Genomic DNA, 13,116 nt, shown 5'->3' on the forward strand with positions numbered 1-13,116 from the left:
GACGGCGCCGGCGGCCGGTACGGCCGACCAGAGCGCCGCACCCGCCGCGGCCCCGGCGGCAACCGATGCCACGGCGCCGGCGGCACCGGCCGTGGGCCCGGCGCCCACGACCGAGGCGGTCGACAATCCCTACGGCCTCGATGCGCTCTGGAAGGGCGGCGATTTCGTGTCGCGCGGCACGCTCATCATCCTGGTCATCATGTCGGTCGGCACCTGGTACATCATGATCACCAAGGTGTGGGAGCAGTCGCGGCTGTTCGCGGCCGGCCGGGCGGCGAACAAGAGCTTCTGGCAGGCTGGCTCGATCCATGAGTCGGTCGGCAAGCTCAAGGCCACGAGCCCGTTCCGCTACATCGCCGAGAGCGGCGTTTCGGCGAGCGAGCACCATGAGGGCACGCTGGTCGAGCAGATCGACCTCAACACCTGGGTCACCATGTCGATGCAGCGCGCGGTCGAGGCGATCCAGAGCCGGCTGCAGGGCGGCCTGGCCTTCCTCGCCACGGTCGGCTCGACGGCGCCGTTCGTGGGCCTGTTCGGTACGGTCTGGGGCATCTATCACGCGCTGACCGCGATCGGCATCGCCGGCCAGGCGTCGATCGACAAGGTGGCGGGCCCGGTCGGTGAGGCGCTCATCATGACGGCGATCGGTCTCGCGACCGCGGTGCCGGCGGTGCTCGGCTACAACTGGCTCGTGCGTCGCAACAAGTCGGGCATGGAGATGGTGCGCAACTTCTCGTCCGACGTCCACTCGGTGCTGCTGTCGGGTAGCCAGCCGGCCAAGGCAGCCTCGGCCCGGGTCGCCTAACCATGGCGATGAACGTCGGCTCGCCCGACGGGGGCGAGGACGAGGTGGTCTCGGCGATCAACACGACGCCCCTCGTCGACGTCATGCTGGTGTTGCTGATCATCTTCCTGATCACGATCCCTGTGGTGACGCACACGGTGCCGGTCAAGCTGCCGAAGGAAACGAACATCCCGACGCAGACCAAGCCGGAGAACATCAACCTGTCGATCAACAAGGACGGCGACATCTTCTGGAACGAGCAGTCGGTCGCCGACTTCCCGGCGCTGCTCGAGAAGCTGAAGGTGGTGGCCGTCAAGGTGCCGCAGCCCGAGGTGCATATCCGTGGCGACTCAGACGTGCGCTACGAGTTCATCGGCAAAACCGTCATGGCCTGCGAGCGCGCCGGCATCTTCAAGATCGGCTTCATCACCGAACCCCCGCCGCACGGCGGCTGATACGAGACACAGTCGCCAAGCCGACCCACCCTCACCCCGACCCTCTCCCGCATGCGGGAGAGGGAGGGACCCGCGGAACGCGGGAGGGTGAGGGCGGATCGGCCGGAACGAACGAAGGACAGAACCCATGGGTATGAATGTCGGATCCGGGGGCGAGGGCGCCGAGCCCGAAGTGATGGTCGACATGAACACCACGCCGCTCATCGACGTGATGCTCGTGCTCCTGATCATGCTGATCATTACCATCCCGATCCAGACCCACGCGACCAAGCTCGACCTGCCGGCCGGCAACCCGCCGCCGCCGCCGACGCCGCCCGAGGTCGTCACCGTCGACGTCGACTTCGACGGCACCATCCTGTGGAACGACCAGGTCGTCGACCGCCAGGGCCTCGATGCGCGCATCGTCACCGCCGCGGCCCAGCCGGTCCAGCCGGAACTGCACCTGCGGCCCAACAAGCTCGTGACATACAAATACGTCGCCGCCGTCATGGCCGACGCCCAGCGCCTCGGCCTGACCAAACTCTCCCTCGTCGGCAACGAGCAGTTCGTCGACAATTGATCCCCGCCACCCGGCAAAAAGTGAGGCTGCATCGCAGCCTCACTTTTCGTATTGTCCTGTCCCTTCCTCGCCCCATTCGGAATTAGCCTCGATGACGCGCTTCCGCCTTTTGTATGTCGGCCTCGTCGGTGCCGGCCTTGGACTCACGTTGCTGCCCCACGCACCGCTCGGCATCGCTGTGGCCCAGGCCCAGGACGAAGACAAGCTTCGCCCCGAGGTCGGCAAGCCGTTGCAAAAGGCCCAGGATTTCGTGAAGCAGCACAAATTCAGCGAAGCGAGCGCCCAGCTGCGCGACGCCGAGGCCGCCAAGAACAAGACGGCCTATGAGAGCTTCGTCATCGAGCAGATGCGCGGCGCGATCGCCCAGGCGTCCGGCGACACGGCGGGTGCCAGCAAGTCCTTCCAGGCGCAGCTTGCATCGGGCCGCGTCACCGGCGCCGAACAGACGAAGCTCGTCCTGGCCGTCGCCAGCATGAGCTACCAGGCGAAGGACTATCCGACGGCAATTACCTGGTTCACGCGCTACTTCAAGGAGCCGGGCGCCGATCCGGCGAACCGGACCTTCCTCATCCAGTCCTATTACCTGTCGGGCGACTACGCCAACGCCGGCAAGGCGCAGGCCGAGCAGATCGCCGCCGAGGAAAAGGCGAACGCCAAGCCGTCCGAGGAGCAGCTGCAGCTGCTCGCCGCCTGCCAGACCCAGACCAAGGACAATGCCGGCTTCGCCGCCACCATGGAAAAGCTGGTGGTCTATTATCCGAAGAAGGATTACTGGGCGCAGCTGATCCACGGCCTCCAGGTCAAGCCCGGCTTCTCCGACCGCCTCACGCTCGATCTCGACCGGCTGCAGCTCGCGGTCGGCACGCTCGCGGCCTCGGCGCAATACATGGACATGGCACAGATCGCACTGCAGGCGGGCCTCACCGGCGAGGCCAAGACGATTGTCGACAAAGGCTATACCGCTGGCGTGCTTGGCACCGGCACGGAAGCGCCGCGCCAACAGCGCCTCAAGGACCTCGTGACCCGCACCATCGCCGACGACCAGCAGAACATGGGCAAGGGCGACGCGGAAGCCGCGGCCGCCAAGGACGGCAACGCGCTCTTCGACATCGGCGCCAAATACGTGAGCTACGGTCAGTTCGACAAGGGCATTCCGGCCATGGAGCAGGGCATCCGCAAGGATGCGCTGAAGCATCCCGAGGATGCGAAGCTGCACCTGGGCCTGGCCTATCTCGCCGCCGGCCAGAAGGCGAAGGCCGTGCAGATGCTGAAGACCGTTGGCGGCACCGACGGCACGGCCGACCTCGCCCGCCTATGGATCCTCCAGATCGGCAAGGTCTGAGCCGTTCCCCTGCCCTATCGGCCTTACCCTACCGACACGACCCTACCGACACGAAACGAGGCCGGCCGCATCCTGCGGCCGGCCTTTTTCATGGATTGGGGGTTTCATGGATTGGGGGCGGCGTTTGAGCTGGCGGAGCTTCCGGGTGCAAAGGCCAGGTAGCGCGACGGGTGGATGTTGAGCAGATTGTCTTCCCAGCCGCGGACCCGCGTCGCGACGACGGCCCGATAGACCGGGAAATTGAGCGGCAGGACCGCTGCGTCGTTGAGCAGGATCTGCTCGGCCCGGCCGAGCAGCTTCGCGCGTTCGGCGGCGTCGATCGTCGCCGACGCCCTGTCGATCAGCGCGTCATAGGCCGGGTTGGCATAGGCCGCGTCGTTGATTTCGCCAGCGCCCGACCGGAAGCCCGACAGCACGTCATACGCGTCCGAGTAAGAACCGCTGATATTGTCGTAGGCCAGCTGGAAATCATGCTGGCGCAGATTGGCGAGGAATACTTGCCACTCGCGATTGACCAGGGTCAGCTCGATGTTGCAGCACTCTTTCCACATGGCGGCAATCGCCAGGAGCATGCGCTTCTTGTCCCGGTCGGTCGCATAGATGACCGAGAGCTTGAGCGGCCCGGCCTTGCCGGCGCCTGACTCCTCGAAAAGCTTGCGCGCCTCGGCCACGCGGTCGGTCGAGCTCATGGACTTGAACGCCAGCGACTGCGACTCGTAACCGTCCAGCCCGCCGGTGATGAAGCTGTAGGCCGCGATCTCGCCCGCCGGCTCGACCTTGTCGCTCAAGACCTCCCGGTCGATCGCCATGGACAGGGCCTTCCGCAGCTTCAGGTTCGACGCGAGCGGCTCGGCATGCATGTTGATCGCCATGTAGACGACGGCGAGCTGCGGCTGGACATGGAGCTGGTTCGCGAGGGTCCGCTTGGCCCAGTCGAGCTCGCCGGCCGGCACGCGGGAGATATCGAGCTCGCCGGCGCGATAGCGCTTCAGCGCCGTCTGATCATCCTCGACGACGAGCCAATGCACCTCGTCGAGTGCCACCTTCGCCTGGTCATGGAACATCGGATTGCGCTTCAGCACGAGTTCCGACTGGGCCGCGACCGAGGCGAGCACAAAGGGGCCGTTCGAGACGAAATTGCCCGGCCGGGTCCATTGGTCGCCGTATTTGGCAAGCGCCGCCCGGTTGATCGGCAGGCCTGCGCCGGTTGCCAGCAGGTCCGGCAGCAGCGGCATCGGGTGGTCGAGCTTCAACTGCACCGTATGCGGATCGATAGGCTTGGCGCCCAAGGTCTCGAGGTTCTTTTCCGCACCGGCGATGATGCGCGCGGCACCGGCGACCGCATCGAACATCTGCGCCGATGGCGAGGCGGTGGCCGGATCGACCAGGCGCCGGAAGGCGGCGACGAAATCGTCGGCCGTCACCGGCGTGCCGTCCGACCATTTCGCATCATTGCGAAGATGGAAGGTCCAGGTGAGGCCGTCGGCCGAAGTTTCCCAGCGTTCGGCGACGCCGGGCACCGGCCGGGCGTCGGCATCGTAACTCGTGAGCCCTTCGAGCAGATCCATCTCGATGGCCTGCTCGAAGCCGCCCGACGATTTCTGCGGATCGAGCGTTTCCGGGTCGACCTGGCTCACCCGCCGGAGCACGCTCGCCGCCGCGGCGGGATCGGCCGCCGCCACGGCAAGCGCCGCAGCTGAAAGTCCGAAGATCAGACCGGCGAGCAGATCGCGCGCGCGCCGCGTCAAAGGGCTTGCCCCAGGAAACGCTTCGGCGCGATCCGCTGGGCAACCGGCATCGCCGGCGGCGGGTTCAAGGCGGTCGCGACCTTCCTCTCCAGGGCGTCGCGCGACAGAGGCTTGGCCACCAGGCCATTGAGCTTCAGCCCTTGGGCCGCGAGCACCCGCCGCGGCGCAGCGCTCCAGACCAGCATGATGATCGGCAGATCCAGGCGCGGCGGCACGCGGCCGATCCGGATATCGGCCGCCAGGTCGAATCCGGACCGGCGACCCAGTTCCCAGTCGATAACGGCGAGGTCGATCGTGGCGGATTCAAGCGCCCGCTCGGCATCCTCGGCGTCCTCGACCGTGACGACCCGCTCGAACTGCAGGCCCCGCAGCGAGGATGAAACCATCTGGCGTACGAGTTCGGCCGGATCAGCGACCAGCACGGTCTTGCCACGACCGATCACTGCAGCCTCTGCGCCGTCGAGCGGCCTTGCCGGATCATGAACATGCTCATCGCCGAGATCGTCGAAAGACCTGTCGGAATGATTTGACGACGAGAAATACTTACAAACCGTTTAGTGCCGTTCGACATAGTTGCATTTTGAGCGCCACTCAACCAACGCCAGCAAGGTAGCGGGCGGCCGCCTCCCCGGCCCAACGTCCGGTCGCGAAGCAGGCCTGCAGCAGATAGCCGCCGGTCGGCGCTTCCCAATCCAGCATTTCCCCGGCGACAAAAACGCCCGGTCGGCCCGCCAGCTGCAAATCCTCGTCGACCGCCGCCCAGCGGAGGCCGCCGGCGGTCGAGATCGCCCGGTCGATCGGCGCGGTGCCGTGAGCGACGAGCGGCAAGGCTTTGAGCGTATTGGCACATCGCTCGGGCCAACCCTCGGGCGCCTCGTCCAGCACCTCGGGCCGGCAGGCCCGGAGCAAGGCGGCGGCGATCGGCGGCAGGTTTGCCGCCTTGCGCAGGAAGCTCGCGAGGCTAGCGCCGCGCCGCGGCCGGGCGAGCCGTGCGGCCAGATCGGCGACACTCAGGTCCGGCTTCAGGTCGAGCGCGAACGTCACGGTCCCGTCTTGAGCGAGCGCGCGATGCGGCGCGGCACCGAGCGCATAGACTGCCCCGCCCTCGATGCCATAGGCGCTGACGACCGCCTCGCCCCGCACACGCCGGTCGCCGATCGAGAGCGCGATGTTCTTGAGCGGTGTGCCGGCATGACGGTCGGCGAAGCCGTCCGGCCAGGCGATCCGGAAGCCGCAGTTGGCCGGTCGGAACGGCGCCAGGTCTTGCACCGGGAACGTCGCCGCCCAGGCCCCATCGGCACCGAGCCGCGCCCAGCTCGCCCCGCCGAGCGCCAGCACGGCGGCGGAAGCGCGCACCAGATGATGGCGGCCGTCCGCATCGAGAAAACGATGCGTCCCGTCCGGGCCGAACCCGATCCAGCGCTGCCGCGGGCGGAGCCCGACGCCGGACCTGCCGAGCCGCGCGAGCCAGGCGCGCAGCAGCGGCGAAGCCTTGAGCCCGATCGGGAAGACCCGCCCGCTCGACCCGACGAAGGTCTCGATGCCGAGATCGTGCGCCCAGGCGCGCAGCGCTTCAGGCGGGAACGCTTCCAGCATCGGCGCCAACGAGGCCGCGGCCTCGCCGTAGCGGCTGAGAAAGTGCTGGAACGGCTCGCTGTGGGTGAGGTTGAGGCCACCGCGCCCGGCCATCAGGAACTTGCGACCGGGCGACGGCATGGCATCATAGAGAGCCGCCGGGAGCCCATGTGCCGCCAGCTGTTCCGCCGCCATGAGGCCGGCCGGTCCGGCGCCGACCACGATGACCGGACCGTCGGAGGCGGCGTCGTCGGTCGGGGGCACGGGCATTGGGAAACATTCCGAAACGTTTTTTCGTATTTCCAAAGCTATACGCCCCGGCGCGACGGCGCCATAATCCGCGCCATGCCCGATCCGTCTCCCGCCGCGACCCTGCTATTCCTCCGCGAGGAGGACCTGCGCCAGGGCGTCGAGCTGCTCTATTTCGCGACCCGCGATTTCGCCGCCGAATGCGACAGCATCCTGGCCGAGCACGATATCGGCCGCCCGCATCACTTGGCGCTGCATTTCATCGCGCGCCAGCCGCAGATCACCGTCTCGACCCTGGTCGAGCTCACGGCACTCAGCAAGCAGAGCCTCGGCCGCGTGCTCGACCTCTTGATCGAGCGCGGGCTCGTCAGCCAGCGGCCCGGCCTCAGCGACCGGCGTCAGCGGCTCCTGACCCTGACGCCGGCGGGTGCCGCACTCGAGAAGAGCCTGTCGGACCGTCAGCGCGCGCGCATCGCCCGGGCCTACCGCGACGCCGGCGCCGCCGCAGTCGACGGTTTCCGCAAGGTGCTGCTGGGCCTGGTTGCCACCCCCAAGGACCGGCAGCGCTTCGATCGCCCGGCGGAAACGGGGGTGCGCCGATGATGTCCAGCCTCGACGAGCCAACGGCATCGGAGGCGACGCCGCACCTGCTGATCGTCGACGACGACAGCCGGCTACGCTCGGTCCTGAAGCGCTACCTGGTCAAGAACGGCTTCCTCGTCACCGAGGCGGCGGACACGCGCGATGCGCGGGCGAAGCTCAAGTCGCTCGAGTTCGACCTCTTGATCCTCGACGTCATGATGCCGGGCGAGTCCGGCTTCGAATTCCTGACAGAGCTGCGTAAGGAGACGCGCGTCCCGGTCCTGATGCTGACCGCGATGTCGGAGCCGCCGGACCGTATCAACGGGCTCGAGCGCGGCGCCGACGACTATCTGCCGAAGCCGTTCGAGCCGCGTGAGCTGGTCCTGCGCCTGCGCAACATCCTGACGCGGGTGCCGCCGCCGGCCGCCGCTGCCGAGCCGGTGACATTGCTGAAGTTCGGCGATTGCGCGCTCGACCTGAAGCGCGGCGAGCTCACCCGCCACGGCGCGCTGGTGCATCTGACGGCCGGCGAGGCGGCCCTGCTGATGGCGCTGGCCCAGCGCGCCGGTGAGCCAGTCTCGCGCGAGGCGCTGTCGGCCTACAGCCAGTTCAGCGGCAACGAGCGCACCGTCGACGTGCAGATCACGCGGCTGCGCCGCAAGATCGAGCCCGATCAGAAATATCCCCGCTATCTCCAGACCGTGCGCGGCACCGGCTATGTTCTCAAGCCGGACTGAGACGGAGCGGCGCGCGCTCGGCAGCCGGAACAGCAGCCTGTTCAAGCGGATGCTGCCGCGCACGCTGTTCGGCCGGTCCGTGCTGATCCTGGTGACGCCGCTCATCCTGGTCCAGGCGGTCGCGACCTGGGTGTTCTATGACCGCCTCTGGGACACGGTCGTGCGCCGGCTCGCGAGCGGTGCGGCCGGCGACATCGCGCTCACCATCGACGCGCGGTCGCTCAACCCGTCCGGCGACACGCAGCTGTTCGAGCTCGCCCACGGCTCGACCGAATTCAGCTTCCAGCTGGTGCCGGGTGCCCAGCTGCCCGACCGGCCGCCGGAGCCGACCGGCAGCCTGATCGAACGGCACCTCGGCAACGCGCTCGCCGAGCGCGTCGGCCGCCCGTTCCAGATCGACGAGCGGGCGCAGGCCACCCAGCACATCATCGACATCGCAATCCAGCTGCCTGAAGGCGTACTCGACGTCGCGGTGCCGCGTTCGCGCGTGCTGATCGGCGCGCCCTACATCTTCATCCTGTGGATGATCGGCACGGCGCTCGTGACCTTTGCACTGGCGACCCGGTTCCTGCGCAACCAGGTCCGCTCGCTCCGCCGCCTCGCCAGCGCGGCCGAGGCCTTCGGCAAGGGGCGCGACGTGCCGCATTTCAAGCCGGAGGGGGCGACCGAGGTGCGCCAGGCCGCCGCCGCCTTCCTCGTCATGCGCGAACGGCTGCAGCGCCAGATCAGCCAGCGCACCGAGATGCTGGCCGGCGTCTCGCACGACCTGCGCACGCCGCTCACCCGCATGAAGCTCGAGCTCGAGCTCCTGGGCGACGTCGAGGAGGTGGAGGGCCTGCGCGGCGATGTCGCCGAGATGCAGCAGATGATCGAGGGCTATCTCGCATTTGCCCGCGGCGAGGGCAACGAGCAGCCGGCCATCGTCGACCTGATGGAATTCATGGGCGAAGCGGTCGCGACCGCCCGGCGCGACGGCACCGAGATCAGCCTGATCGGGCCGCAGGAACTCCATGTGCCGATCCGGCGCGACGCGTTCCGCCGCTGCGTCATGAACCTGATCGGCAATGCGAGCCGCTACGGCGGCCATGTCTGGGTGACCGTGATGCCGACATCGAGCACGGTCGAAATGATGATCGACGACGACGGGCCGGGCATCCCCGAGGCGCTGCGCGAGGCCGTGTTCCGGCCGTTCTACCGGCTCGAAAGCTCGCGCAATCAAGAGACGGGCGGCATCGGCCTGGGCCTCACCATCGCGCGCGACATCATGCTGAGCCACGGCGGCGAGCTGAAGCTTGAGACCTCGCCGCAAAGCGGCCTGCGCGCGCGGCTCGTGCTGCCGCGCTGAGGCGCTGGGCAATCTAACTTGCCCAGAGTTCGACCTGATTGAGAAACACCAGGTTCGGAAACGCCCTCCGGTCCGGAAATGACGTGCGGTAATAACAATTCCAATAGCTAGACGCTTTCGCTCGAAGCAGACGCATCAAAGGTCTGTTTTCGCGAATAAAATTAGCGTACGCGCCACGATCAAGCGCTGGAAATGCTGCGACCATGTCCGCAGCGATCTCCACAACATATTCGCCGGATAGCAGCATTACATACGGAACGACCCAAGGTTCGTTGCGTGCCAAAATCTGACCAAGGGCCTTCTGCCTAACAAAACCATCCGTGGCGCGCGTCAGAAGGCAGCACGCTGCGCACTCGACGTCCATCGGGACTGCCTGCTCGTTGATGTCTAGGTTGCTGAAGTGGATACGCTTCGGAATCCGGAGCCTTTGGCCGGCCATGATCGCTTGCAAAGTCTGGATGCGATAGCCGTCATCGACAAAAGGCTTCAACGTTGTGGCGGCTTCCGCTGCTGCTAGATGGAGAGATTTGGGGAAGGCCGCCAAAGCCGTCCTGGAAAATGACGCCGCATCGAGTTGCGCCAAAGCCGGACGAGCCCGCGCTAAAAGAGCCGGGCGCCGTTCGGCACGGGCTTGTCGGGTGCCGCCAGCACGACAGCCCCGTCGGCATCGGGAAAGCCCAGCACCAGCACCTCGGATATGAACTTGCCGATCTGGCGCGGCGGGAAATTGACGACGGCGGCCACTTGCCGGCCGACGAGCGTTTCGGGTGTGTAATGAACGGTGAGCTGGGCCGAGGAGCGCTTGACCCCGATCTCCGGCCCGAGGTCGACCGTCAGCTTGATGGCCGGCTTGCGCGCCTCGGGATAGGGCTCGGCGGCAATGACCGTACCGATGCGAATGTCGACACGCAGGAAATCATCGTAGCTGATGGTCATCGGCTCTGGGTTGGTCATCGACTCTGGGTCCAATCCGTTCGAGAGATCGGACGCCAGCATAGGCAAGCGCTCCCGACGCGCACAAGCAAAAGGGCCGGCCCTGATGGGCCGGCCCCAGCAACAGTCGCGCGTGGGCGGGTGCTGTTACTTGCTGTGCTTCTTGACGAGCTCGCGGACCTCGTCGAGCCCCTCGGACAGGCGCTTGTTGATGACCTCGAACGCCTCCTGCTGCGCCTTGCCGACGATTTCGGCCAGTTCGCGCGCGTTGCTGAACGCCTTCTCGAGCGCGGCCTTCGTCGCCTCGGTCTGCTTGGCAACGCGATCCTCGGGGGACTGGTTCTGGAACAGCTCGCGGGCGAGGCTCGAGGCCTCCTCGAAGCCGGCGCGCAGGATCTCGGCCTGGCGGCGTGCGACGGTCTGCAGCCCTTCGATCGCCAGTTGGTTGGCCTTGGTCAACGCCTCGATGTTCTTGCGCTGGGTCGCGAGGACAGTCTCCATGTCCACGCCCGGCAGCTTGAACTCTGCCATGAGCTTGGTGACATCCGTGTCGAACGGGTTCGGAAGCTTGGCCATCGACGTACATCCTCCACAAGTTTCCAGTGCACCAAGCGGCGACAGTGCAACTGTTGGATCGAACCATCCATCGGGAGCCCTTGTCCCGTCAAGCGTTATTGCTGCACCGCAACAAAACCGACGCGAGAACGAAACGAAGATGCTAGGCGACGGCCTCGTCGCCGGTGGTGGTTGAAGAACGGGTGCGCAGACCCAGGAATGGTTCTGCCCGTCGCAAGGCGCGATCGAGCGACGCCATGGTGCGTGCCAGATCGGGACTGTCATCCTCCAACCAAACGCGCAGCGTTGCAAGATAGGCCAGACCCAGAACCTTGACGCGGGCGGCGCCCTTGAACCCGCCGGTCGCGATCCCCGCCGCTTCGAGCATCCAGCGGAGTGAGCGCGGCAGCCGGCAGGCGAGCGGCAGGACGTCGACGCGGCCCCGCCGCGCTTCGTGCGCGAGCCCACGCAGCCCGGCCTTGTAGGGCGCCAGCAGATCGAAGCGATGCATCAGCACCTCGAACAGGCGGTCGCGCGGTGCGGCATCGGCCTCCCCCGGGAGTGCCACCATCGCCGCGTCGATGCGCCGGGAGAAGGTGCCGAGAATGGACGCCTTGGACGGGAAGACGCCATAGAGGTCGGCGAGACTGACGCCGGCCGTCGCTGCGATTTCAGTGAGCGCCAGGCCGCTCCACGAACGGTCGGCGGCTAAATTGAGCGCTGCGGTGACGACGGCGTCCTCGACGTCACGGGCGTTCTTGGGAGCGGTCTTGGATGCGTTGCTGTCGGCGCGGGCCTTGGAACTGCCAGGCCGGGGGCTGCTGGTCTTGCGAGCCATGATCGGACGTTCTCCTCCCCTGCCGATACGATGATCCCATCATATGGCGACGCGCAAGACGAGAGGCCAGATCAGACGGCTCGGATAATGGCCCCCAGATGATGGGCCGTTCGAACGATCAGTCAGCAGACGGCGATAATGGCGCCGCCGGTCAGCCGCCGGAGATCGTCGAAAGTCAGGGGAAAGACGGCGTGAGGATGGCCGGCCGCGGCCCAGATCTCGTCGAACTGCCGGAGATCCTGATCGATGAACACGATCGGCGGCTGGACATGGGCGACGGGTGCCACACCGCCGATGGCAAAGCCGGTCGTCTCGCGCACGAAGCCGGCATCGGCCTTGCCGACCGGCTGACCCAGCGCGTCCACCACCTTCTGCTCGACCACGCGGTTGCCGCCGCTGGTCACGACCAGCACCGCCTGGCCGGATGCGGCGCGGAAGATGATCGATTTCGCGATCTGGTCGACCGCGCAGCCGATCGCCGCAGCCGCCTCGGCCGCGGTGCGGCAGGCGTCGGGCAGCAGGCGGACCGCTCCCCCGTGTCCGGCGGCAGCAAGTGCCGTCGCGACCCGCTCGATGCCCGGATGCGTGAGGCTGGTCAATCGGCAAGCTCGCGCGAGCGGCGCGTCGCGGCCGCGATCGCCCGGACCATCAGGTCCGGCACGCCGCCCTCGGCCATGAGCACACCCAGCGCCGCCTGGGTCGTCCCGTTCGGGCTGGTCACGTTCTTGCGCAGCTGCTCGGCCGTCTCAGACGACTGGCGGGCGAGCTCGCCGGCCCCCGACACGGTCGTCCGCGCGAGCTTCATGGCGAGGTCGGCCGGCAGGCCGGCGGCAACACCGGCCGCCGCCAGGCTCTCGATCAGCAGGAAGACATAGGCCGGCCCGCCGCCGGACGTCGCGGTCACGACGTCGATCAGCGCCTCGTCATCGACCCATTCGACGGCACCACCGGCCTGCAGCAGGCGGTCGCACAGCGCGCGCTGCGCCGGCGTCACGCGCGCGTTCGGCACGGCGACGGAGATGCCCCGCCCGATCGCCGCCGGCGTGTTCGGCATCGCGCGCACGACCGGGGTCGCAGCCCCATAGAGGTCCTCGAAATGGGCGATGGTCTTGCCAGCCGCGATCGACAGCACGACCGCGCCGCGCTGCACGATGTCGCGATAGACCGGCGCGGCATCAGCCATCATCTGCGGCTTGACGGCGATCACGACCACGTCCGGCGCGAATCCCGCCGGCAGGTCAAGCCCGGACCGGCACACCGTCACCCGCGCGTCGCCGGCAAACACATCGGGTCCGGGTCCTGGGTCGACGGCGACGGCGCGGTCGACGGCGCCGCCCTTGAGCCAGCCCGCGAGCAGCGCGCCGCCCATCTTGCCGCAGCCGACGAGCAGAACCTCGGTCTTGCCAGACGTCAT

Annotated in this window: 16 protein-coding genes; 7 read left to right on the forward strand and 9 right to left on the reverse strand. The window is 67.4% G+C overall.

The genetic code is table 11. The features are described from left to right. The 4 genes from IEY58_RS05920 to IEY58_RS05935 form a co-directional block, all read left to right on the forward strand. On the forward strand, positions 1-805 hold an 805-nt coding region (locus IEY58_RS05920; RefSeq protein WP_189043572.1), incomplete at its 5' end, for a MotA/TolQ/ExbB proton channel family protein. 2 nt (positions 806-807) lie between these two features. Further along, positions 808-1,239, forward strand: coding sequence for an ExbD/TolR family protein (locus IEY58_RS05925; RefSeq protein ID WP_189043574.1), 432 nt, complete (start codon positions 808-810; stop codon positions 1,237-1,239). Between the two features lie 127 nt (positions 1,240-1,366). After that, a complete protein-coding gene (locus IEY58_RS05930) occupies positions 1,367-1,798 on the forward strand; it encodes an ExbD/TolR family protein (protein ID WP_189043576.1) in 432 nt (143 codons plus the stop codon). A gap of 91 nt (positions 1,799-1,889) precedes the next feature. Continuing rightward, complete coding sequence (locus tag IEY58_RS05935; RefSeq protein WP_189043578.1) at positions 1,890-3,140, forward strand: tetratricopeptide repeat protein; 1,251 nt, start codon at positions 1,890-1,892, stop codon at positions 3,138-3,140. 104 nt (positions 3,141-3,244) lie between these two features. On the opposite strand, the gene IEY58_RS05940 is transcribed toward IEY58_RS05935, so the two are convergent. The 3 genes from IEY58_RS05940 to IEY58_RS05950 all read right to left on the reverse strand — a co-directional run bounded on the left by IEY58_RS05940 (position 3,245) and on the right by IEY58_RS05950 (position 6,733). Beyond that, entirely contained in the window at positions 3,245-4,888 is a 1,644-nt protein-coding gene (locus IEY58_RS05940; protein WP_189043580.1) for a peptide ABC transporter substrate-binding protein, read from the reverse strand. Then, the gene (locus tag IEY58_RS05945; protein ID WP_189043582.1) at positions 4,885-5,331 is read right to left on the reverse strand and encodes a response regulator; all 447 of its coding nucleotides are present in this window, start codon (positions 5,329-5,331) and stop codon (positions 4,885-4,887) included. The genes IEY58_RS05940 and IEY58_RS05945 overlap by 4 nt, the downstream gene beginning before the upstream one ends. Positions 5,332-5,479: 148 nt before the next feature. Further along, positions 5,480-6,733, reverse strand: coding sequence for a BaiN/RdsA family NAD(P)/FAD-dependent oxidoreductase (locus tag IEY58_RS05950; protein ID WP_189043584.1), 1,254 nt, complete (start codon positions 6,731-6,733; stop codon positions 5,480-5,482). A gap of 75 nt (positions 6,734-6,808) precedes the next feature. On the opposite strand from IEY58_RS05950, the gene IEY58_RS05955 reads away from it, so the two are divergent. The 3 genes from IEY58_RS05955 to IEY58_RS05965 are packed head-to-tail and all read left to right on the forward strand — an operon-like array spanning position 6,809 to position 9,376. Beyond that, positions 6,809-7,315: a MarR family winged helix-turn-helix transcriptional regulator gene (locus IEY58_RS05955; RefSeq protein ID WP_189043586.1), complete on the forward strand. Its 507-nt coding sequence runs from the start codon at positions 6,809-6,811 to the stop codon at positions 7,313-7,315. After that, positions 7,312-8,031: a response regulator gene (locus IEY58_RS05960; RefSeq protein ID WP_308422395.1), complete on the forward strand. Its 720-nt coding sequence runs from the start codon at positions 7,312-7,314 to the stop codon at positions 8,029-8,031. Before IEY58_RS05955 ends, IEY58_RS05960 begins: the two co-directional genes overlap by 4 nt. Further along, positions 8,012-9,376 carry an ATP-binding protein gene (locus tag IEY58_RS05965; protein WP_189043588.1) on the forward strand — a complete coding sequence of 455 codons (1,365 nt, stop codon included), beginning with the start codon at positions 8,012-8,014 and terminating at the stop codon, positions 9,374-9,376. Before IEY58_RS05960 ends, IEY58_RS05965 begins: the two co-directional genes overlap by 20 nt. Positions 9,377-9,389: 13 nt before the next feature. Here the strand turns inward: IEY58_RS05965 and IEY58_RS05970 are convergent, their stop codons facing one another. The 6 genes from IEY58_RS05970 to proC all read right to left on the reverse strand — a co-directional run bounded on the left by IEY58_RS05970 (position 9,390) and on the right by proC (position 13,116). Next, a complete protein-coding gene (locus IEY58_RS05970) occupies positions 9,390-9,959 on the reverse strand; it encodes a hypothetical protein (protein WP_189043590.1) in 570 nt (189 codons plus the stop codon). A gap of 17 nt (positions 9,960-9,976) precedes the next feature. Beyond that, the gene (locus IEY58_RS05975; protein ID WP_189044493.1) at positions 9,977-10,312 is read right to left on the reverse strand and encodes a tRNA-binding protein; all 336 of its coding nucleotides are present in this window, start codon (positions 10,310-10,312) and stop codon (positions 9,977-9,979) included. 144 nt (positions 10,313-10,456) lie between these two features. Next, a complete protein-coding gene (locus IEY58_RS05980) occupies positions 10,457-10,885 on the reverse strand; it encodes a phasin family protein (protein ID WP_189043592.1) in 429 nt (142 codons plus the stop codon). Positions 10,886-11,027: 142 nt separating this feature from the next. Beyond that, positions 11,028-11,702 (reverse strand): TetR family transcriptional regulator, encoded by a 675-nt coding sequence (locus IEY58_RS05985; protein WP_189043594.1) that lies wholly within the window; start codon positions 11,700-11,702, stop codon positions 11,028-11,030. Between the two features lie 122 nt (positions 11,703-11,824). Further along, positions 11,825-12,301 (reverse strand): YbaK/EbsC family protein, encoded by a 477-nt coding sequence (locus IEY58_RS05990; protein ID WP_189043602.1) that lies wholly within the window; start codon positions 12,299-12,301, stop codon positions 11,825-11,827. After that, positions 12,298-13,116: a pyrroline-5-carboxylate reductase gene (proC, locus tag IEY58_RS05995; RefSeq protein ID WP_189043604.1), complete on the reverse strand. Its 819-nt coding sequence runs from the start codon at positions 13,114-13,116 to the stop codon at positions 12,298-12,300. Before proC ends, IEY58_RS05990 begins: the two co-directional genes overlap by 4 nt.

It is taken from the genome of Aliidongia dinghuensis (genome assembly GCF_014643535.1).
GTDB lineage: Bacteria > Pseudomonadota > Alphaproteobacteria > ATCC43930 > CGMCC-115725 > Aliidongia > Aliidongia dinghuensis.

What these genes read in the sequence shown, in the direction of transcription:
- IEY58_RS05925 (WP_189043574.1), top strand. Translation starts at nt 808, where the DNA reads ATGGCGATGAACGTCGGCTCGCCCGACGGGGGCGAGGACGAGGTGGTC.
- IEY58_RS05930 (WP_189043576.1), top strand. Translation starts at nt 1,367, where the DNA reads ATGGGTATGAATGTCGGATCCGGGGGCGAGGGCGCCGAGCCCGAAGTG.
- IEY58_RS05935 (WP_189043578.1), top strand. Translation starts at nt 1,890, where the DNA reads ATGACGCGCTTCCGCCTTTTGTATGTCGGCCTCGTCGGTGCCGGCCTT.
- IEY58_RS05950 (WP_189043584.1), bottom strand. Translation starts at nt 6,733, where the DNA reads ATGCCCGTGCCCCCGACCGACGACGCCGCCTCCGACGGTCCGGTCATC.
- IEY58_RS05955 (WP_189043586.1), top strand. Translation starts at nt 6,809, where the DNA reads ATGCCCGATCCGTCTCCCGCCGCGACCCTGCTATTCCTCCGCGAGGAG.
- IEY58_RS05960 (WP_308422395.1), top strand. Translation starts at nt 7,312, where the DNA reads ATGATGTCCAGCCTCGACGAGCCAACGGCATCGGAGGCGACGCCGCAC.
- IEY58_RS05965 (WP_189043588.1), top strand. Translation starts at nt 8,012, where the DNA reads ATGTTCTCAAGCCGGACTGAGACGGAGCGGCGCGCGCTCGGCAGCCGG.
- IEY58_RS05975 (WP_189044493.1), bottom strand. Translation starts at nt 10,312, where the DNA reads ATGACCATCAGCTACGATGATTTCCTGCGTGTCGACATTCGCATCGGT.
- IEY58_RS05980 (WP_189043592.1), bottom strand. Translation starts at nt 10,885, where the DNA reads ATGGCCAAGCTTCCGAACCCGTTCGACACGGATGTCACCAAGCTCATG.
- IEY58_RS05985 (WP_189043594.1), bottom strand. Translation starts at nt 11,702, where the DNA reads ATGGCTCGCAAGACCAGCAGCCCCCGGCCTGGCAGTTCCAAGGCCCGC.
- proC (WP_189043604.1), bottom strand. Translation starts at nt 13,116, where the DNA reads ATGACGTCTGGCAAGACCGAGGTTCTGCTCGTCGGCTGCGGCAAGATG.